Source organism: Butyricimonas sp. DFI.6.44, from assembly GCF_022132345.1.
In the GTDB taxonomy this organism is placed as follows: Bacteria; Bacteroidota; Bacteroidia; order Bacteroidales; family Marinifilaceae; genus Butyricimonas; species Butyricimonas muris.
The window spans coordinates 30,683-50,347 of sequence record NZ_JAKNJD010000005.1 but is presented as its reverse complement, the minus strand read 5'-3'; the positions used below and the strand labels follow the sequence as shown (position 1 = coordinate 50,347).

Annotated in this window: 17 protein-coding genes; all 17 read right to left on the bottom strand. The window is 46.5% G+C overall.

The window, feature by feature from the left end; all coding sequences use genetic code 11:
- Positions 1-59 precede the first annotated feature (59 nt).
- The 17 genes from yihA to mraZ all read right to left on the bottom strand — a co-directional run bounded on the left by yihA (position 60) and on the right by mraZ (position 19,363).
- Positions 60-671, bottom strand: a complete 612-nt coding sequence (yihA, locus tag L0M98_RS08210) for a ribosome biogenesis GTP-binding protein YihA/YsxC (protein WP_099293243.1) — start codon at positions 669-671, stop codon at positions 60-62.
- 72 nt (positions 672-743) lie between these two features.
- Positions 744-2,582, bottom strand: coding sequence for a DEAD/DEAH box helicase (locus tag L0M98_RS08205; protein WP_099293245.1), 1,839 nt, complete (start codon positions 2,580-2,582; stop codon positions 744-746).
- Positions 2,583-2,735: 153 nt separating this feature from the next.
- A complete protein-coding gene (gene ftsZ, locus L0M98_RS08200; protein ID WP_186976563.1) occupies positions 2,736-3,923 on the bottom strand; it encodes a cell division protein FtsZ in 1,188 nt (395 codons plus the stop codon).
- An 11-nt stretch (positions 3,924-3,934) separates the two neighbouring features.
- Positions 3,935-5,341, bottom strand: a complete 1,407-nt coding sequence (ftsZ, locus tag L0M98_RS08195; RefSeq protein ID WP_227215520.1) for a cell division protein FtsZ — start codon at positions 5,339-5,341, stop codon at positions 3,935-3,937.
- Between the two features lie 20 nt (positions 5,342-5,361).
- Positions 5,362-6,522, bottom strand: coding sequence for a cell division FtsA domain-containing protein (locus tag L0M98_RS08190; protein WP_227215519.1), 1,161 nt, complete (start codon positions 6,520-6,522; stop codon positions 5,362-5,364).
- Between the two features lie 12 nt (positions 6,523-6,534).
- Positions 6,535-7,191, bottom strand: coding sequence for a cell division protein FtsQ/DivIB (locus L0M98_RS08185; RefSeq protein WP_227215518.1), 657 nt, complete (start codon positions 7,189-7,191; stop codon positions 6,535-6,537).
- 185 nt (positions 7,192-7,376) lie between these two features.
- Positions 7,377-8,744: a UDP-N-acetylmuramate--L-alanine ligase gene (gene murC, locus L0M98_RS08180; RefSeq protein ID WP_227215517.1), complete on the bottom strand. Its 1,368-nt coding sequence runs from the start codon at positions 8,742-8,744 to the stop codon at positions 7,377-7,379.
- 4 nt (positions 8,745-8,748) lie between these two features.
- On the bottom strand, positions 8,749-9,864 hold the full coding sequence (gene murG, locus L0M98_RS08175) for an undecaprenyldiphospho-muramoylpentapeptide beta-N-acetylglucosaminyltransferase (protein ID WP_227215516.1): 1,116 nt from the start codon (positions 9,862-9,864) through the stop codon (positions 8,749-8,751).
- Positions 9,865-9,878: 14 nt separating this feature from the next.
- Positions 9,879-11,078: an FtsW/RodA/SpoVE family cell cycle protein gene (locus L0M98_RS08170; RefSeq protein WP_186976552.1), complete on the bottom strand. Its 1,200-nt coding sequence runs from the start codon at positions 11,076-11,078 to the stop codon at positions 9,879-9,881.
- 31 nt (positions 11,079-11,109) lie between these two features.
- Positions 11,110-12,456 carry a UDP-N-acetylmuramoyl-L-alanine--D-glutamate ligase gene (murD, locus tag L0M98_RS08165; protein ID WP_227215515.1) on the bottom strand — a complete coding sequence of 449 codons (1,347 nt, stop codon included), beginning with the start codon at positions 12,454-12,456 and terminating at the stop codon, positions 11,110-11,112.
- Positions 12,457-12,525: 69 nt separating this feature from the next.
- Positions 12,526-13,776, bottom strand: coding sequence for a phospho-N-acetylmuramoyl-pentapeptide-transferase (gene mraY, locus L0M98_RS08160; RefSeq protein WP_099293263.1), 1,251 nt, complete (start codon positions 13,774-13,776; stop codon positions 12,526-12,528).
- 4 nt (positions 13,777-13,780) lie between these two features.
- On the bottom strand, positions 13,781-15,229 hold the full coding sequence (locus L0M98_RS08155) for a UDP-N-acetylmuramoyl-L-alanyl-D-glutamate--2,6-diaminopimelate ligase (RefSeq protein ID WP_227215514.1): 1,449 nt from the start codon (positions 15,227-15,229) through the stop codon (positions 13,781-13,783).
- A gap of 52 nt (positions 15,230-15,281) precedes the next feature.
- Positions 15,282-17,393, bottom strand: coding sequence for a penicillin-binding protein (locus L0M98_RS08150; RefSeq protein WP_227215513.1), 2,112 nt, complete (start codon positions 17,391-17,393; stop codon positions 15,282-15,284).
- Positions 17,394-17,402: 9 nt separating this feature from the next.
- A complete protein-coding gene (locus L0M98_RS08145) occupies positions 17,403-17,561 on the bottom strand; it encodes a hypothetical protein (protein ID WP_186976546.1) in 159 nt (52 codons plus the stop codon).
- Positions 17,558-17,935 (bottom strand): FtsL-like putative cell division protein, encoded by a 378-nt coding sequence (locus L0M98_RS08140; RefSeq protein WP_186976544.1) that lies wholly within the window; start codon positions 17,933-17,935, stop codon positions 17,558-17,560. The genes L0M98_RS08145 and L0M98_RS08140 overlap by 4 nt, the downstream gene beginning before the upstream one ends.
- A gap of 7 nt (positions 17,936-17,942) precedes the next feature.
- Complete coding sequence (rsmH, locus tag L0M98_RS08135; RefSeq protein WP_227215512.1) at positions 17,943-18,845, bottom strand: 16S rRNA (cytosine(1402)-N(4))-methyltransferase RsmH; 903 nt, start codon at positions 18,843-18,845, stop codon at positions 17,943-17,945.
- A 47-nt stretch (positions 18,846-18,892) separates the two neighbouring features.
- The gene (gene mraZ, locus L0M98_RS08130) at positions 18,893-19,363 is read right to left on the bottom strand and encodes a division/cell wall cluster transcriptional repressor MraZ (protein WP_237961684.1); all 471 of its coding nucleotides are present in this window, start codon (positions 19,361-19,363) and stop codon (positions 18,893-18,895) included.
- Positions 19,364-19,665 lie beyond the last annotated feature (302 nt).

Here is a 19,665-nt window from a genome sequence, read left to right as displayed (position 1 = left end):
GATTGTCGATTTTAGATTTCTACCCGCTTATTTACGCTTCTTTTCTTCTAAATTAAATCTCACTCCATTGGTTCCAGCTCCAACTGATTCAGCTCATCAATATAAGATAACAATTCTACCCGTCCCAACTTGGTTTCGGCAGAAGTCATAAAGGTTATAGGCATACTCTCCCACGTGTCCTTCATCCCCTCGTGATATTTGGCGATGCAATTCATACGTTCCGTGGTGGATAATTTGTCTGCTTTCGTGAATACCATCACGAAAGGTACTCCGTTTTCCCCCAACCATTCCATAAATTCCAAATCGATTTTTAACGGTTCATGGCGGCTGTCTATCAACACGAATAGACAAACCATATTTTCCCGTTTCAAAATATAATTCTTGATCATGGCACTAAATTGCGACCTTTGTGTTTTTGATGTACGGGCATACCCGTATCCCGGTAAATCGACCAAATACCATTTGTCATCAATCAAAAAATGGTTTATTAACTGTGTCTTTCCGGGACTGGCGGATGTTTTGGCCAGTTTACTGTGGTTCGTCAGCATATTAATCAACGAGGATTTTCCCACGTTTGATCGCCCGATAAACGCGTACTCGTGTCTGTCAGGTTCCGGACATTTACTCACATCCGTGTTACTTGTCACAAATTTTGCACTGTAAACTTCCATAATGTCTTATTTAAAAATGAAGAAAATTGAAGATGTAGTTTATGTCTCTACATCTTCAAATTTACAAATTATTTAGCTCCGAGAAGAAGATCTGTTGAAATTTCTAGGCTTTTTCGGGTCACTTCCCGGTCTGCCTCTACGTTTTCCGCCGTTACCGCTTCCGCCGCGGTCTTCACGGCGTCCGCCACGGTCACGAGAATCACCGCCACGGTCATTGGAACGCCGATCTCTTCTACCGGAGAAATTACCTCTACCCCGATCATCCCGACGACGTCCGCGGTCACGGGTAGGAATAGCCTTGATTTCCAATGGTATTCCGTTGAAAAGCACCTTACTGAAATCAACTTCAAAATCAGATGCACTTTCCTCATCAATCTCGAACTTCGTGTCCGTATCGAAAATGCGGATTCCTCCGACACCGATACCCCGACGACGGGAATATTTGTTAATCAAGGACATCAGATCTTTCGGCGTCAAACCGTCTTCCCGACCGACATTCAACGTGAAAGTGCTGTACACGGTATCCCCGTCACGTCCTCTACGATCACGGCGATCTCCTCTTTCCGAACGTCCTCCGCGATCATCATCCTCGATATTCAGATCATTGGTATTCTTGTATTTCTGCAACAACCGTCCGAACTCGTAAGACACCAGATGGCGGAGTAATTCTTCTTTCGTAAATTCGGCAAATTTATCATATACATCCTGTGCATACACATCCATATCCTCGTATTCCTCTGAAGTAAGGATCTTATCGGCATAGAACGCCAACTGTGCCCGACAAATCTCTTCTCCACCCGGCACGGACATGTATTTAAATTCTTTTTTAAGCATATTCTCTACCCGACGCAATTTTCCTTTCTCTTTCGAGTGGATGATCGCTATCGAAATTCCCTCTTTTCCGGCACGCCCGGTTCTACCGCTACGATGTGTATAACTCTCTACATCTTCCGGCAAATTATAGTTGATCACATGTGTCAATGTATCCACGTCCAATCCGCGTGCCGCCACATCCGTGGCTACCAGCACTTTCAAACGTTTTGCCCGGAAAGCATTCATCACGCTGTCGCGTTGTGCCTGACTCAAATCACCATGCAATGCATCGCAATCAATCCCGTCCCGTTGCAAGTGCTTGGCAATTTCTTGCGCGTCATTTTTCGTGCGGGTAAAGATAATGGCATACATACTCGGCGCACAGTCTATGATACGACGCAATGTTTCGTAACAATCCTTGGCACGCACCATATAATACTGATGTGATACGGTGTCGGCTCCCTGATTCTTTTTACCGACAGATATCTCCTGTTGGTTTACCAGATAATTGCGGGCAATCCGTTCCACCTCTTTTGGCATGGTTGCCGAGAAAAGATACGTGTTCTTTTCCTTGGGCGTATTACTCAAGATAAAATCCAAATCTTCTTGGAATCCCATGTTCAGCATCTCGTCTGCCTCGTCCAGCACGACGGCAAACACGCTCTCGATGTTAATAGCCTTACGATTCAGCAAATCGACCAAACGCCCCGGTGTAGCCACGACCACGTGTACACCTCTCTGCAAATCTTTGATTTGTCTTTTAATATCCGTACCTCCATACACACACGTCACACGGATATCTTTACGATACTTGGAGTAGTTTTTCAAGTCATTCCCAATCTGCACGCACAATTCACGCGTGGGGCTTAAAATCAAGACTTGAACATTATTCCACTCCGGCTCAATTTTCTGTAACAGCGGCAACCCGAATGCGGCCGTTTTTCCCGTCCCGGTCTGAGCCAATACTACTAAATCGTTCTCTTCTCCTAAAATAACGGGGATTGCTTTTTCCTGTACCGGACTCGGTGTTTCAAACCCTAAATCCGCGATTCCTTTAAGCATCTCCTCGCTTACTCCTAATTCTCTAAATTTTTCCATTAAACTGTTTTAATTTACCCTCTCGATTCTCGATTTTCGATTACAATTAAAAGTTGACGGGCAACTTTTCCAAAGCTTCTTCAATTTTCACTGAAACCATCGTGTGGTTTCCAATCTAAAATCTAAAATCTAAAATCGTAAAATCCGAAATCGCTAGGTTCTGTCTATTTTAATATGTCTCCGCGTATAGGCCGGAGTTTCCTCTAATTCTTTTATCTGTTCCCGCGACAAATCAGCCCGAAGCACCACGTCTGTTTCTTTTAGCAGTTCCTCCACGTAATTGATCGCTCCTTTCTCCAATTCTTTTTTCCTGCCGGGTTCCGTCACTTCCTCTGTCGCCACCGCATTCTTCGGACCGGGAATCGGTATCGTATCCACGTCGTCCATGGGGAATCCCGTGGCTATAATCGTCACGGATATGGCATCACCCAACGATTCGTCGGTTCCCACACCCCATATTATAGCAGCATTATCCCCGACCTCCCGTATGACATACGAGGTGATCTCGTTCATCTCGTCCATCGTGATCTCGTCCGTACCCGACGTGATGTTCAACAATATATCCTTTGCTCCTGCCAAATCATTCTTGTTCAACAAGGGGCTATTCAAAGCATCCGCTATAACCCGGTGCGCCCGTTCTTCTCCGGCTGCCTGCGCCGCCCCCATGATAGCGATACCGCTATCGGTCATCACGGTACGCACATCCGCGAAGTCCACGTTAATGTATCCCGGCAAAGTAATAATCTCGGCAATACCTTTTGCCGCAATATTCAATACATCGTTCGCCTTGCCAAAAGCACAGGACAAAGGTTGCGGTCCGTATATTCTCTGTATTTTCTCGTTATCGATAATGATAAGAGAATCCACGTAATCTTTCATTTTACTCACCCCGACACGGGCTTGTTCCAACCGTTTCGGTCCCTCGAAACGTGCCGGTATCGTCACGATCCCTACCGTCAGGATACCCATTTCCTTGGCAAGTTTGGCTATCACGGGAGCCGCTCCCGTTCCGGTTCCGCCTCCCATGGCTGCCGTGATGAATACCATTTTCGTGTTCACGCTCAACAACCCCCGAATTTCATCCACACTTTCGAGAGCTGCCGCTTCACCGACTTCCGCACGGTTGCCCGCACCCAGTCCGGTTCCCAATTGAATGCGAGTTTTTATCGGGCTCTGGTTCAATGCCTGCGAATCCGTGTTACAAAGCACGAAGTCCACATCACATATTCCTTGCCGGTACATGTATTCGACAGCATTACCGCCACCTCCCCCGACACCGATCACTTTAATAATTGGTGTCGTTATCTCGTACTGATTAAAATTGATCAATCCATCTACCATGACAATACATTTTACATTTCAGAATCCCTGCTCATATCTTCATTGAACATATTTCCTAACTTACGCTTGAACCAGCTATCCACGTCGGGCACCTCGTTCAATCCTCTCTTACGTCCTCTCTCCCGCTCGAACTCCCGGTCATATTCCTCGTTATGCTCACGTATATTCCGTTTCCGTTTGAACAACGGTTCATCATCCGAATCTTCAAATTCCCTCATCTCTTCATCATCCCGCCACGTCTTTCGCTCCCGTTCCTCTCGCTCTCGTGCGGCACGACGTTGTTGGTCTTCCTGTTCCCGACGCATGCGACGATTTTCTTCTACCTGTTGTTTCCGGCGACGTTGTTCTTCCTCGACCTCTTTCGCACTCTCCAATTTCATCTCCAGATCATCTACCCGTTCCACCTTGAATGTAGGCGCCTTCCGTCTAGTGTCCACCGGAGAATTATTAAACCCGGTAGCGATAACCGCCACGTGCAGCTCCTCGTTCAACGACTCGTCTTTTCCGGCTCCCCAGATGACATCTACATCCCGTCCGACCAGTTCTTTCACGTAATCGGTGATTAACGTGATCTCGTCCATCGTGATTTCTTTCGAGCCGTACAACATATTCAGCAATATATTGGAAGCTCCCCGGATATCGTTACTATTCAGCAGAGGGGATTCCAAAGCCATCTGCACGGCTTCCATGGCACGATTCTCTCCTGCCGATTCCCCGGCTCCCATCAGCGCCACCCCGCTATTCCGCATCACGACTTCCACGTCTGCAAAGTCGACGTTCACGAACCCTTTCAAGGTAATGATCTCCGCGATACTCTTTGCCGCTATGGTCAACACGTTATCCGCCATCTCGAAAGCCTTTGACAGCTTCAAGTTACCGTACATATCCCGTAATTTCTCGTTACAGATGATTAACAAGGCATCCACGTATTCCGACAGTTCGTCAACTCCTTCCATGGCTTGTTCCACACGCCTGCGTCCCTCGAAACTAAAAGGAATGGTCACGATACCTATCGTCAGTATCCCCAACTCTCTAGCCTGTTTGGCTATCACCGGGGCTGCCCCCGTTCCGGTTCCTCCCCCCATACCTGCCGTGATGAATACCATTTTCGTGTTCCGTTCGAGTATGGTCTTGATATAATCCAGACTCTCTATCGCCGACTGTTTACCGCGTTCCGGCAAACTGCCCGCTCCACGTCCCTCAGTAAGTTCCTTTCCGATCTGTATTCTATTCTTCACGGGACTGATCCGCAGAGCTTGTATATCCGTGTTGCACACGACGAACTCCACCCCCCGGATACCCTGTCGGCACATGTGATTGACGGCATTGCTTCCGCCTCCCCCGACACCGATTACTTTGATAATCGACTCATCCTGCTCCGGAATCCTCAAATCCAATAACGCATCTTCATTCCACATAGCTGAAACGTGTTATATCATTATTCTTTAAAAAAACTATCAAACCAACCTCTTTTCTTCGTTTCCTTGCGTTCGCAACGCAACAACCCCAGAACTGTCAGATTCTCCGGTGCTTTCAAGGGTGTTTCTTTGGCAGATTTTACCGTCACCACGCTTGCCATACTTATCGGATGTTTTGACAAACGATTCAACAGAGTATCAATTCCTTGCACCCGACTACCTCCTCCTGTCAACAATATACCGTCTTCCAATTCCTTGTAGTAACCGCTTTTCAATATCTGCCAGATCGCCCCTTCCAACAACTCCTCCAAACGGCATTGCTCCACGTGTACCATATCCTGCAAATCAATACAATATTTTGTATCCGGTATCATTATCTTACGACTTTTACACTCGGCTTGTAATGCCATTCCGTATTCGTGTTTCAATTTCTTGGCACTCGCCATGCTCTCGATTGAAAAAGCCGTATTTATATCCCGCTCCACGGTATTGCACCCCAATGGCAATACTTCGTCGTACGCGATCATTCCATCCCGGAACACGTGTATTTTCACGCTTTCAGCACCCAGATCGATCAAGGCGAAATCTCTCGCGCCTTTCCGCCCCCGTACTACCAGTGCTTTCTGGGCTGCAGTCGCCGCCGAGTAAAAATTAATTTTCTCTATCCCGGACTCGTTCAATGCTTGGCGTAATCCTTCCAGCATACGCTTTCTCGCCACGTAAACATGAAAATCTATCTCCAACCGCCGCGCTTCGCAACCGATCGGGTCGCTCTCCGCCTCCCCGTCCAACCAATAACCGAAGGGTACCACGTCCACGATCTCTTCCATATCCAAATTGACATTACCGCGGCATTTCTTTTCCAGCTCCAGTAAATCACTCTCTTCTATTCTTCTCATCCGAGAGAATTTCGACACTTCCCGCTCCTCTACCTGTTGCACCCATTCCCCCGCCAAGGCGATATTCAACGCATCGATATGCATCTCGTGTTCCTGCTTGAATTTATCAAGTAAACGTTGTACACAAGACTTCACCCGAAGCCTATCGACCACCATTCCCCGGTGGATACCTTGAGAAGCAACACTCTCTATTCCGACCAAACGGCATTCTCCCCCGGATGTTTCCCCGAGAGCCATTACCATTTTTTCAGAGCCCATATCTAAAGAAGCTACAAATCCCATAATATCTATTTTTTATTTTCTAACACAAACTACTTGGTTATCAAATTTTAAATTGACTTCCTTGTAATGATTCCAACCTTTTTTAGCGATACCGTTCTTCAAGAACAATATCAGTTTATCCAAGCGCTCCCGGCTATTTTCGACCTTACCGAGTATGATTCTGAAATCACCTACTTTGGGAATCATCACAATATCCTCGTTCGATCTCACGATCAATTGCTCGATGTAGGCATCCAAAAACGAATCGTCCCTCAAGGACATCACGAACGGAGCTAACTTCTCGCACGCGTATTTCTTACTAATATCACCGGTTGCAACAACAACCCTGGAAGTAAACTTAGAAGACAACGGCATTACTTTCCCGTCACTATCAACGTAGTAACCCTCACCCGTCATTACTCTCAAAACAGGTTCACGTTGCTTGATACTCACATGGATATAGCCGTCTAAACTGTAGTAAACCTGAGCCGATTTTATCATCGGATTTTTGACAAGTATCCTTTCCAAACTATCTTTATTTACTGCCATAATACTTTTGTTCATTATGTCCCCATACCCCTTCTTTATCGCTTTCATGATATCCTCCTCGTCCACGAACATATTAACATCCGTATTCTTGACAGCAATCCGCACCCCTCTACATGTTACCTCCCCCAATTTTGTCGCCACAAAGGTAAGCACAATTATCAGGTAAACAAGCAAAATGCAAGATAATATGTATGGTAGTACGCGTTTCATTCAATAATTTCAGTTACAAGTTACAGGTTACAAGTTACAAGTTATTATTCTCATTCCGCAAATCAAACCTGTAACCTGCAACTTGCAGAGCCACAGGCTCAACTTGCAACAGCAAATCAATGATTTGCTGTATTAAACATATCAGTAAATACCGGAATAAAGCGGTCTATATCCCCGGCTCCCATGGTCACGAAGAGTCCGTCCGTCACGTGTTCTCTCACGTATGCCGGAAAGTCTTCTTTCGTCACCCGAACACAAGGCACGGACAAACGATCGGCTATCAGAGCCGAAGTTACCCCCGGTATAGGTTGTTCCCGTGCCGGATATATATCCAACAATATCACTAAATCCGCCAGACTCAAACTCTTCGCGAAATCCGGATAGAAATCGTTCGTCCGCGAATACAGGTGAGGCTGAAAAGCAACAATCAACTTCTTCTCCGGCCACATCTCCCGTACAGACGAAAGCGATGCCTCAATCTCCCGCGGGTGATGGGCATAATCATCCATGTACAGAACTCGATTCGTTTTCGCGTGTATATCAAATCGTCTTGACACTCCTTTGAACAAAGGTAAAGCATCCCGAATTTCCTCGGCAGTCACCCCCGCGTGCAAAGCCACCGTGATTGCCGCCGTAGCGTTCTCCACGTTCACACGTCCCGGGAAACACAATCGCAAATCCCGAATTTCGATATCTTTCCCGATATAATCAAATAAAAAACTACCGTTATCTACCCGTAAACGGTCGGCATAATAATCCGTTTTCTCTCCTGCCGCGTAGTGTCCGGTAATTTCCCGCCTTTTCAATTCCAAACCTTTTCTCAAGAAAAGTTGCCCCCGAGTTTGTAAGGCAAACTCCTCGAAGGCTTTCAACAATTCCTCGTGAGTCCCGTATATATCCAGATGATCGGCATCCATGGCTGTAATCACCGCTATTTCCGGATGCAGATGCAAAAACGACCGATCATACTCGTCCGCCTCGATCACCACGTAATCCGATTCCTTGTCAATCAACAAGTTCGTTCCATAATTAGAAGATATTCCCCCTAAAAAAGCACTACATCCGACATGTGAATTTTTCAGCAAAAACGCCAACATCGTCGTCGTCGTCGTTTTCCCGTGCGTCCCCGCTATACAAAGAGCTTTTTTGCTTCGGGAAAGAAACCCCAACACCTCCGCACGTTTGTGCAAAGCGTAGCCATTATCCCGGAAGAAACTCAATATTCGGTTCTCTTTCGGCACGGCAGGCGTGTACACCACAAGCGTGTGCGTCTTATCCCGAAATACCTCCTCGATTCTTGCCTCATCATCCTCGTACGTGATATCAAATTCCTCCTCATCGGTCATCTTTCTCGTCAGAGGCGATTCTGTCTTATCGTACCCGGCCACGTGATATCCCATAATCTTGAAATAACGCGCCAAAGCACTCATACCTATCCCCCCGATTCCCACGAAATATATTGCTTTTACATTATCAATATCCATAATTTTAGATTTTAGCTTGCCCACTATTTATAATCTTCAAGATTTCGTTCGCGATAATCTCATCCGAATCTTTCATTGCTAACGCCGAGATATGATCGGACAAAGCCTTGCGTTCGGTATCGTTCTTTAATAAATCTTCCATCACATCACCCAGACGTTCGACGACCTCGTTATCTTTTACCATAACGGCAGCTTGTTTATGTACCAGAGCCATCGCATTCTTGGTTTGGTGATCTTCCGCCACGTTCGGCGAAGGCACCAGAACAACAGCTTTTCCCAGCAAACACAATTCTGAAATCGTTCCGGCTCCCGCCCTTGCCACCACAAGATCAGCGCAAGCATACGCCAAATCCATACGTTTCAAGAAAGGCATAAACTTCACGTTCTCCGGCAAACGCTCTTTTAACTCCGCTTCCAGTTGCTTGTGGTAATAACTACCGCACTGCCAGATTACCTGCACGTCTTCCCATCCGGCAATACGTTCCAACCATCGCACCATAGCCTTATTAATCGATCCGGCACCAAGGCTACCCCCGGTTACAAGCACAGTCTTTTTCTTCGGGTTCAAACCGTAAAAAACAATACCTTCTTCCCGTTCTCCCAAGGCATTCAACAAATCCTTCCGCACGGGATTACCCGTGAATATAATTTTCTCTTTCGGGAAAAAACGTTCCATCCCCTCGTAAGCCACACAAATCTTCTCGGCTTTCTTCGCCAATAGTTTATTGGTCACCCCGGCATAAGAGTTTTGTTCCTGCAATACCAAAGGCACTCCCGCATTCGCCGCCACCCGACCGATAGGCCCACTGGCATATCCCCCGACTCCTACCACGACATCCGGCTTGAATTCTTTCACGATTCGTTTGGCTTTCCGCAGACTTCGCCAAAGGTTCCACGCCACTTTCAAGTTATTCAACGTCAATTTCCGTTGCAACCCGCGAACAGGCAAACCCACAATTCGGTATCCCGCCTCAGGTACTTTCTCCATCTCCATCTTACCCTCTGCCCCCACGAACAGAATATCAATATCTTTATCCAAACGCCTTAAAGCATTTGCTATCGAGAGTGCCGGGAATATATGCCCTCCTGTTCCTCCTCCGCTGATAATCACCTTTTTCATAATATTCTATTTCTTTATATTTCTTCTTCCGTCGTTGCCACTTTCAGCTTCTCTTTCGCTTCCCGCTCCCCCTCTTCAGAGAAGGTATGACTGACACTCAATATCATCCCGAATGCCGCACTCGTGAATAACAGGGAAGTTCCCCCCATACTTACCAGCGGCAAAGGCTGTCCGGTCACGGGGAACAAGCCCACGCAAACCCCCATGTTTATTAAGGCCTGCAACACAATACACAAACCCAACCCGGTCACCAGCATTGCCGGGAACATTCTCGTGCATCGTCGCACGATCACCCCCACACGATAGAGTATGATCAAGTATAATAGCATAACCACCCCGGCACCCCCCAATCCGTATTCTTCTACAATTATCGCGAAAATAAAATCAGAATAGGGATGCGGCAGAAAATTACGCTGTACACTGGTTCCCGGAGCCACCTTGAACAATCCGCCTCGTGCCACGGCTATTTTCGCTTGATCCGATTGGTAAGAATCATCTTTATTCGCTTTCGAGGGAACAAAAAATGCCTCCAATCGGCTTTTCACCGTCAACAGACGCCCGACCTTGCCCAATTGTTTCTCCGGCACAATAAAAAGTGCCGCCACAAGCAATACGACAAGCAATACAAGTCCCCCGATAATCTTACTGAATGTCTTCAAACTCAACCGTCCCACGAATAGCATAAACAAACAGACTCCTCCCAACAATGCCGAAGTAGAAAAGTTCTCCATAAAAATCAAGAAAAGTATCGGGACTACCCACAACATCCGCAATAACACATTGTCATCGCATCCTTTTTCGGTCTGTTCAAACGCGATTGCACGGGCACAAAATATGATTACCGCCAATTTCGCGAACTCCGACGGCTGGAATGAAATTCCGAATATCTTTATCCACCGCTCCGTGTCGTTCAACGTGGCTCCCATTACTTTTGCCAATACCAAAAAACCAAAAGAAGCCAATAGAATAAACGTGGCAAAAGACAATAAATATTTATAATGGCAAGATTGCGTGAGCAAGATAACCCCATAACAGCCCACCAACAAGAAAAGCTGTTTTAACAGGTAAAAGCTGGTATCTCCCCCGCGCACACGGAAAGCAAGACTTCCCGTGGAAGAATACACGACCAATAACGAGATCAGCATTAAAGCTATAACCACGATTCCCAATATCCTGTCGCCCTTCAAACTCAGCTTGTTAATTATCCTGCCCATTACAATTTACGATTTATGATTCACAACTTCTTCAATCACAGAACTCCTTGAGTTCTCTCACTTTTTCTTTAAACAGTTCCCCCCGGTTCTCGTAATTCTTGAATAAATCAAAACTAGCACAACAAGGAGAAAGTAACACGACATCGCCACTCACGGCACGGGTTGATGCTACTTTCATGGTATCCTCCAAGCTATGCGTATCCACCACCTCACAAATCGGAGAAAAGGAGTCTATCAATTTCTTATTATCTACCCCCATGCAGATTAATAATTTTACTTTTTCCCGTACAAGGTCAAACAACACGCTATAATCATTTCCTTTATCCGTTCCCCCGGCAATCCATACCACGGGGGCATGCATACTATCCAACGCGTACCACGTCGAATCCACGTTTGTTGCCTTCGAATCATTTATATAAGTCACCCCCTCGATGACTTCAACCGTTTCCAAACGGTGTTCCACCTGCGGGAATGTCGTCAATCCCTTTCTCAAATTCGCATCACAGACACCCGCCTTCAAGGCTGCCAATATAGCAGCCATCGCATTATACACGTTATGCCGTCCCTGTATCGTAATTTCTTTCTTGTCAATGCAGAAAGTCCGTTCCCCCCATCGGGCAATCACGGTATCCCCGTCCATATACGCGTTCAATCGATTATCTGCCGAATAAGTAAACCCAGCTGCCTCCGGTACGATGTTTTCCTGTTCGACACATTCCCGTACCACGTCACAGTCATACCCGTAGATAAACAAATCTTCCGCCCTCATGTTATTCAAGATACGGAATTTAGAACGAGCATAGTTCTCGAACTTATAATCATAACGGTCTAAATGATCGGGAGTAATATTCGTCAATATCGCTGTATCACACCGGAAGCGGAACATCCCGTCCAACTGGAAACTGGACAACTCCACCACGTACACGCGATGCAGATTATCCGCCACCTGTGCCGCCAGACTATTCCCGACATTCCCTGCCAACCCCACGTCATACCCGGCTTCTTTCAATATATGATACAACAACAACGTGGTCGTCGTCTTTCCGTTGCTTCCCGTGATGCAATACATTTTTGCATCCGTGTGCCGTCCGGCAAACTCGATTTCCGAGATCACCTCGATCCCCCGTTCCCGCAAACCGACTATCATCGGTAATTTATCCGGTATCCCCGGACTCTTTACCACGATATCGGCAGTAAATATCTTTGTTTCGGTATGTTGCCCCTCCTCGTACTCTACACCCAACTCTTCCAACACTTTCTTGTACTTGTCAGCCAATTTCCCTTTATCTGATAAGAAAACCTCGTATCCCAACTTTTTCCCTAACCGGGCAGCCCCCGCTCCGCTTTCTCCTCCCCCTAAAATAACCAAGCGTTTCATATATTTATGATTTACGATTTATGATTTACGATTCTTCAATCTAAAATCATAAATCCGAAATTATTAAACTTACCGAATCTTTAATGTCACTATTGTTATCACAGCCAACGCTATTCCCACTATCCAGAAACGAGTCACGATCTTCGGCTCCGGAATACCCTTCTTCTGGAAATGATGATGCAGAGGCGACATCAGAAATATTCTCCGTCCCTCTCCGAACTTTCTCTTCGTGTACTTGAAATAACTTACCTGCATGGCTACCGACAAATTCTCCACGAGGAATATACCACAAAGGATCGGAATCAATAATTCTTTATGAATCATGATAGCGAATACCGCGATAATACCTCCCAATGACAAACTTCCCGTGTCGCCCATAAAGACTTGTGCCGGATACGAATTGTACCACAAGAATCCGATCGTGGCACCGATAAAGGCAGCAATAAATACCACCAGTTCCCCGGAATGTGGGATATACATGATATTCAGGTAATCGGCATACACCATGTTACCCGAAACATACGCCAGTATCCCCAACGTGGCTCCGACTATCGCGGACGTTCCCGTCGCAAGCCCGTCAAGCCCGTCCGTCAAGTTTGCCCCGTTCGATACGGCTGTCACGATAAATATCGTGATCAAGATAAACACGATCCATCCGATCGGTTCGGCATATTTCCCGAAAAGAGCCCCGAACCAAGCGTAATCGAACTCGTTATTCTTGAAGAATGGAATAGTTGTTCTGGTCGATTTCACGTCTTTCGTCAACAAGGTTTTACTATTCTCCTCGGAGAATCCCTCATCTACCGTACTTGTCACTACACCCACTTCCGACAACATAGCTTTCTCGCGAATCACCACGTCATCGCTCACGTACAAGGTCACCCCCACGATCAATCCCAAACCGACCTGCCCGATCACCTTGAAACGTCCTTTCAATCCCTCCTTGTGCTTTCTAAATACTTTGATATAATCATCCAGAAAACCGATCAACCCGAGCCACACCGTAGCCACAAGCATCAATTGGATATACACGTTATCCAACCGCGCAAACAAAATCACGGGTATTAATATCGCCAACAGGATAATAATCCCTCCCATCGTCGGGGTTCCTTTCTTCTGCATCTGCCCTTCCAGTCCGAGATCGCGAATCTCCTCTCCAACCTGCTGTTTTTGCAAAATACGGATAATCCGCTTTCCAACCACCGTGGCTATCAACAAAGACAAAATCACGGCACAAGCCGATCGGAATGTGATATACTGGAACATTCCGGCCCCGGGAAAATCAAACTGCTCTAAATAATCGAAAATGTGGTAAAACATGACACTACAACTTAAATATTTCCTTTATAATCTCTTTATCATCAAAATGATGTTTCACTCCTTTTATTTCCTGATAATCCTCATGTCCTTTACCGGCAACCAGCACAATATCGTCCGGTTTTGCCAGCATCAGTGCCGTACGTATCGCCTCCTTCCGGTCGGTTATCGCCAACACCCAATCACGGGCATCCTCCGGTACTCCCGCACGCATATCCTCTATAATCGCCGTGGGTTCCTCGCTTCGAGGATTGTCGGAAGTCAACACAACCCGGTCGCTCAATCGACAAGCCACCTCCGCCATCTCCGGACGCTTCGTCCGGTCACGGTCACCACCGGCACCGACCACGGTAATCACCTTACCGTCTTTTTTCAACCCGCTGATTGTCGATAACACATTCTCCAAAGCATCCGGCGTGTGGGCATAATCCACGATCGCCATAATTCCATCCCGGGACAGAATTGTTTCAAATCGTCCCGACACCGGAACCAACATACTCATCACGGGCAACAACTCTTCTTTCTCGAAGCCTAACAAGCGAGCCGCAGAATACACGGCAAGCAAATTATATGCGTTAAAATCTCCCGTAAACTTTGTCCAAACCTCACTCCCGTCCAGCAATAATAACATGCTGTCCAAATGGCGTTCCAATATTTTACAATTAAAATCCGCCATACGCTTGCAGGAGTAAGTATATTTACATGCTTTCGTGTTCTGCAACATGACCATACCATTCTTGTCATCCGCATTCGTCAACGCGAAAGCCTTCGCGGACAAACGATCGAAAAATCCCTTCTTCGCCTCGATATACGCCCGAAACGTTTTGTGGTAATCTAAATGATCGTGTGTAATATTTGAAAATATAGCACCGTCAAAATCCAAACCGCTAACACGTCGCTGATCTGCCGCATGGGAACTCACCTCCATAAAACAATATTCGCACCCCTCGTCCACCATACGCCGCATCAGTGAATTAATCTCCAATGCATCTGGTGTCGTATGTGTAGCATGTACTTTCTCGTCCCCCACGTAATTACAAACCGTCGATAACAAACCGGCTTGTTTGCCCGCCAACCGTGCCACCTCGTACAGCAATGTCGCCGTTGTCGTCTTCCCGTTCGTTCCGGTCACCCCGACAAGTTTCATTTCCCGCGACGGATGCCCGTAATAAGCGGATGCCATCCATCCCAACGCATCCGATGAATTCGCCACCTTTACCACGGTTACCCCGTCCGGTAGGCTTTCCGGCACATCTTCACAAATCACGCCAACCGCACCCAAGGCAACCGCCTTGCCGATAAATGCATGCCCGTCAACACTAACACCCCGCTGGGCAACAAATACATCCCCTTTACCAACCTTCCGGGAATCGAAATGAATCGCATGTATCTCTACACCCGAATCCCCTTGCACAATCTCACAAGCTATCCCTTCTAACAAATCCCTTAATTTCATTGCTCTAAATTATTATCTTTTCAATCTAAAATCTAAAATTTTAAATCTAAAATTACTTCAGTACTATCCCTACATAACTTCCCTTCTGCACCCGCTGCCCCGGTGTCAACGATTGACTGCTTACGGTACCCGCTCCGCTCACCCCGACTTTCAGCCCGCTATTCTCCAGCAAGTATAACGCATCCCGTAAACCCATCCCTTTCACGTTCGGCACCACGGAGAAATCCACGCTCCGGGCTTTCAGTTCAAACTCCTTCCCCTCTTTATCCCGTGACGTCATCACCCAATCGGCATTCCCCGCCTCGTCCGTCACGTCAATACCCAACTCGTCATATATAGCCAAAAAATCATCCTTCAACCCGTTCTGACTGATAGGCAGAGTCCGGTCTATTTCTTCCTCCTGCTCATCGTGCCTCATCAATGACGCCATTGAATATACCTTGTCGGCAATCTCCCGGAACACATTTCCCGAAACCACATTACCGTAATATCCCACCGACGTGGAAGGATTATCCACCACGACAATACACGAGTACAGAGGTTTGTCAGCCGGAAAATATCCCACGAAACTTGCCCGATACTTCGGCTCCGCCTTGTACCCCTTTTTCCCTGCCGCCACTTTTGCCGTTCCTGTTTTACCCGCTATCTTACAAGCTGCATTTTTCAGATTTTTGGCAGTTCCGTTCTCCACGACACCCTCCATCATCTGTCGCATATAAGCCAGCGTCTGCTTGCTGCATATTTTATTCATAGCCACCTCAGGCTCAAAACGCTCTATCACCCGGCTACCCTCCCGGATTTCTTTCACGATACGGGGTTTCATTTTCTTGCCGTCATTTGCCAAAGCATTGTAAAACGCCAACACTTGCAACGGAGTCACCTGCAACTCGTACCCGAAACTCATCCACCGCAAAGAAGTACCGCTCCACGACTTATCCGTGGGATACTTGATATAAGGCTCCGCTTCCCCCACGATATCAATACCCACCTTTCGGTTCAACCCCATCGCGTACAAACGGTTCACGAATTTTTCCGGTTGCTCGCGATAATGTTCATATACCAGTTCCGTAATTCCATTCAGAGAACGCTCGAAAATAGACTGTACGGTTACTTTCCCGATAGGAGTTCTGGACTCCCGTAAAGTTACCCCGTTATGCGTGTATATCCCTTTACCCAAATCTATCGTGTCCGTGGGCAGTACGTACCCGTCCTCCAACAGGGCTACCATAGTAGCCGCCTTGATTACCGACCCCGGTTCGGCAGCATCACCGATCGCGTTATTCAACACCTCACGGTAACCCGTTGCCGTTTTCGACACATTTGCGATTGCTTTGATATCCCCCGTCTTCACGTCCATTAAAATAGCCGTACCGGCATTCGCCTTATAATATTCCAACTGGCGAGTCAATGCCCCTTGCACGATATCTTGACAATCCACGTTTATAGTCGTCACCACGTCATTCCCGTCTATCGGTTCATCTACCGTCACGGAAATCCACCTTCCGGACATCATTTGCCGGTAACTCCTTCCCGGCACCCCGCGCAATTGTTTCTCGAAAGCTCCCTCAAGCCCCACGCGCCCCTCGAAAGTTCCATCTTCCGCCTCATTCAGATATCCCACGGTACGATACGCCAAATCTCTATGCGGCTGCAACCGCACATTCTCCCGCTCGAGAATCAAACCGCTTCGGGTACCTCTCTCCCGAAAAATAGGAAATTTCTTAACCTTCATCAATTCGGTGTAAGAAATTTTCTTCTTGTTAATCAACAGATAACGATTAGCCTTCGCCCCGTATTTCCCTTTCCACAACTTTTGCCTGTATTCTGAAGCGGGAGCATCCCCGAAAAACCGCGACAGGCAAATTGCCAGACTATCCACTTTTCTTTTAAACAATGTATCCGCCACCGCCACGCAATCAAACCTTAACGAATAATACGGCACAGAACTCGCCAGAATACGTCCGTCATCGGCATATATATTTCCCCGAATCGGGGCTACCGTAAAATCTTTCCTTGAAACATTCTGCACCTGCTTCCTCAACTCATCCCCTTTCCACACCTGAACGTACAAAGCCTGCACCACGATCAACACCGCAATCCCGATCACCACCAGGTAAACAAGCCCCAGTCGTCCAGCCAACTCATGTTTCATCGAAGATGCCATATTCCTAAATTAGTCTATAAAGTTCATAAAGTCTATAAGGTCAAAGGTCCATACCTTCCTATCAATCACTTTAACCACGGCAGTTCTGCCGCCGATACATTCCGTCCGAAGGACACCCGTGACCTTACAGACTTTACTGACCTTATGGACTTTATGGACTCTTTTCATTTCTCTATCTTTATTGGCGGTTCCTTACTCTGCACCAGATCCAACCCGGCTTCTTTCACCCGTCTTTCCACTTCCGACGGCACACTGATGCGCATCAATTCCGACGAGGTTGTTACCGATTCAAAGCGCAGGTCGCTCAACTCTTTCTCCAACGCCACCTTTTTCATAAACAATTTCTCTGTATTATACCCGTTCGCTATGTATAAAATACCAAGCAATGTCAGAAAAAGAATAAAAACCATATTTCGGCGCAACACGGTATCGGCAAGCAACCGTCCGTCCAACACCTCTTTCATGGACTCGGCAAGTACCTCCTTCTGTTCCTGCGAAGGAGATACAAAATCCTTTACTTTCTTCTTCTTGAACCACTTCATACCCTTACTATATTTTTTCCGCGATTCTCAATTTAGCACTTCTGGCCCTCGGATTACGTTCGATCTCTTCATCCGATGGCACGATCACTTTACGGTTCACCAACTCGAAATTCCGTTTCACGTGTCCGTAAAAATCTTTCTCGATCTTTCCCTCGAAATTCCCACTCTTCAAGAAATTTTTCACGATCCGGTCTTCCAGTGAATGATAGGTAATCACTACCAATCGTCCCCCCGGACGCAATGCCAACTCCGCTTGCTGCAACATCTCTTTCAATGCATCCAATTCCCCGTTTACCTCTATACGCAACGCTTGATACACTTGTGCCAAATACTTCTTTTCCTTTTGTTTCGGGACACGAGGCGCAATCACTTGCAAAAACTCTTCCGAACGTCCAATCGGCCTCTCCTCCCGTGCTTTGATTATCAAACTGACCAACCCGCGGGCATTATCTACTTCACCATACTCCCGGAATACCCGAATCAAATCTTCCTCGCTGTACGAATTTAATATATCCGTTGCTTTCAATCGTCCTCTCCGGTTCATGCGCATATCCAGTTCCGCGTCAAAACGAAACGAGAATCCCCGCCCCGCCTCGTCAAACTCGTGTGACGATACCCCCAGATCGGCTAATATACCATCCGCATTATCATATCCGCAATACCGCAAAAAATTCCGCAGATACCGGAAATTATGATTCACGAAAATAAACCGACTATCATCCGGCACGTTTGCCAATGCATCAGAATCCTGATCAAATCCTATCAGGCAACCGCCACCCAAGTGTCTTAATATCTCCCTCGAATGACCACCTCCTCCGAAAGTCAAATCAAGATATACCCCCTCCGGGTCTATATTCAACCCGGAAACGGACTCTTCCAACAAAACCGGCACATGATACAACGATTCCATATCTTTTAAATTTAATTTCTTACCCTTGAACCCTCATTTTCAATACATCACAATCCTAAATTCCCGAAATTCAATTTATCCGTCAAAAGTACAAATTCCTCCGTACTCATCGCCCCCTCTTCGTACTTTATTTTATCCCAAATTTCAATCTTCGAATCCAAACCCACCAACACGATCTCGTCACCCTCTATCGCTACCTGCTCAAGCATCTTGCGAGGAATCAGAATACGTCCGTTAGCATCCAGTTCCACCTCCAGCGCTCCATGAAAAAAACCTCTCCGGAACCTCATATGCTCTTGATTGAACGGGCTCAATTTAGCCCGCAATTCTTCGACCAGCCGCAACCATTCGCCCTTGGGATAAACATCTATACATGTCTCGAAAATATTCCGCTGCAACACGAAAGAACCCTCCTGCCCGGCCTGCATTTCCTTGCGAAAAACAGCCGGAACAACCAAGCGTCCTTTACTATCCAACTTACATGTATAATCTCCTATAAACGACAACATATTCTTCATCCAATTTAGTGATGTAAAGTTATTAAAATATTTCCCACTTCAAACCACTTTCTCCCACTTTTTTATTGTTAAAATTATAACAATTTAAAATACAAGCATTTAAATACACAAAGATACAAAACAGAGGGTTATAAGGGGCAAAACGAAAAGTATAAAAATGGACTTCGAGAGAAAAACTCGCTAAAGCCCGCCATTACTAGGGGTTTCAACGTTTTTCCAAAAAGTGTCCGACAAAACGAAAAGTATAATTTAGTGTGATTTTGATTAAAATTACGGGAGATGCAATTTAAATTCCACTATAA

Coding starts and splice junctions, on each gene's coding strand:
- yihA (WP_099293243.1), bottom strand. CDS start 671: ATGGAAGTTTACAGTGCAAAATTTGTGACAAGTAACACGGATGTGAGT.
- L0M98_RS08205 (WP_099293245.1), bottom strand. CDS start 2,582: ATGGAAAAATTTAGAGAATTAGGAGTAAGCGAGGAGATGCTTAAAGGA.
- ftsZ (WP_186976563.1), bottom strand. CDS start 3,923: ATGGTAGATGGATTGATCAATTTTAATCAGTACGAGATAACGACACCA.
- ftsZ (WP_227215520.1), bottom strand. CDS start 5,341: ATGTGGAATGAAGATGCGTTATTGGATTTGAGGATTCCGGAGCAGGAT.
- L0M98_RS08190 (WP_227215519.1), bottom strand. CDS start 6,522: ATGGGATTTGTAGCTTCTTTAGATATGGGCTCTGAAAAAATGGTAATG.
- murC (WP_227215517.1), bottom strand. CDS start 8,744: ATGGATATTGATAATGTAAAAGCAATATATTTCGTGGGAATCGGGGGG.
- murG (WP_227215516.1), bottom strand. CDS start 9,864: ATGAAAAAGGTGATTATCAGCGGAGGAGGAACAGGAGGGCATATATTC.
- L0M98_RS08170 (WP_186976552.1), bottom strand. CDS start 11,078: ATGGGCAGGATAATTAACAAGCTGAGTTTGAAGGGCGACAGGATATTG.
- murD (WP_227215515.1), bottom strand. CDS start 12,456: ATGAAACGCTTGGTTATTTTAGGGGGAGGAGAAAGCGGAGCGGGGGCT.
- mraY (WP_099293263.1), bottom strand. CDS start 13,776: ATGTTTTACCACATTTTCGATTATTTAGAGCAGTTTGATTTTCCCGGG.
- L0M98_RS08155 (WP_227215514.1), bottom strand. CDS start 15,229: ATGAAATTAAGGGATTTGTTAGAAGGGATAGCTTGTGAGATTGTGCAA.
- L0M98_RS08150 (WP_227215513.1), bottom strand. CDS start 17,393: ATGGCATCTTCGATGAAACATGAGTTGGCTGGACGACTGGGGCTTGTT.
- L0M98_RS08145 (WP_186976546.1), bottom strand. CDS start 17,561: ATGAAAAGAGTCCATAAAGTCCATAAGGTCAGTAAAGTCTGTAAGGTC.
- L0M98_RS08140 (WP_186976544.1), bottom strand. CDS start 17,935: ATGAAGTGGTTCAAGAAGAAGAAAGTAAAGGATTTTGTATCTCCTTCG.
- rsmH (WP_227215512.1), bottom strand. CDS start 18,845: ATGGAATCGTTGTATCATGTGCCGGTTTTGTTGGAAGAGTCCGTTTCC.
- mraZ (WP_237961684.1), bottom strand. CDS start 19,363: ATGAAGAATATGTTGTCGTTTATAGGAGATTATACATGTAAGTTGGAT.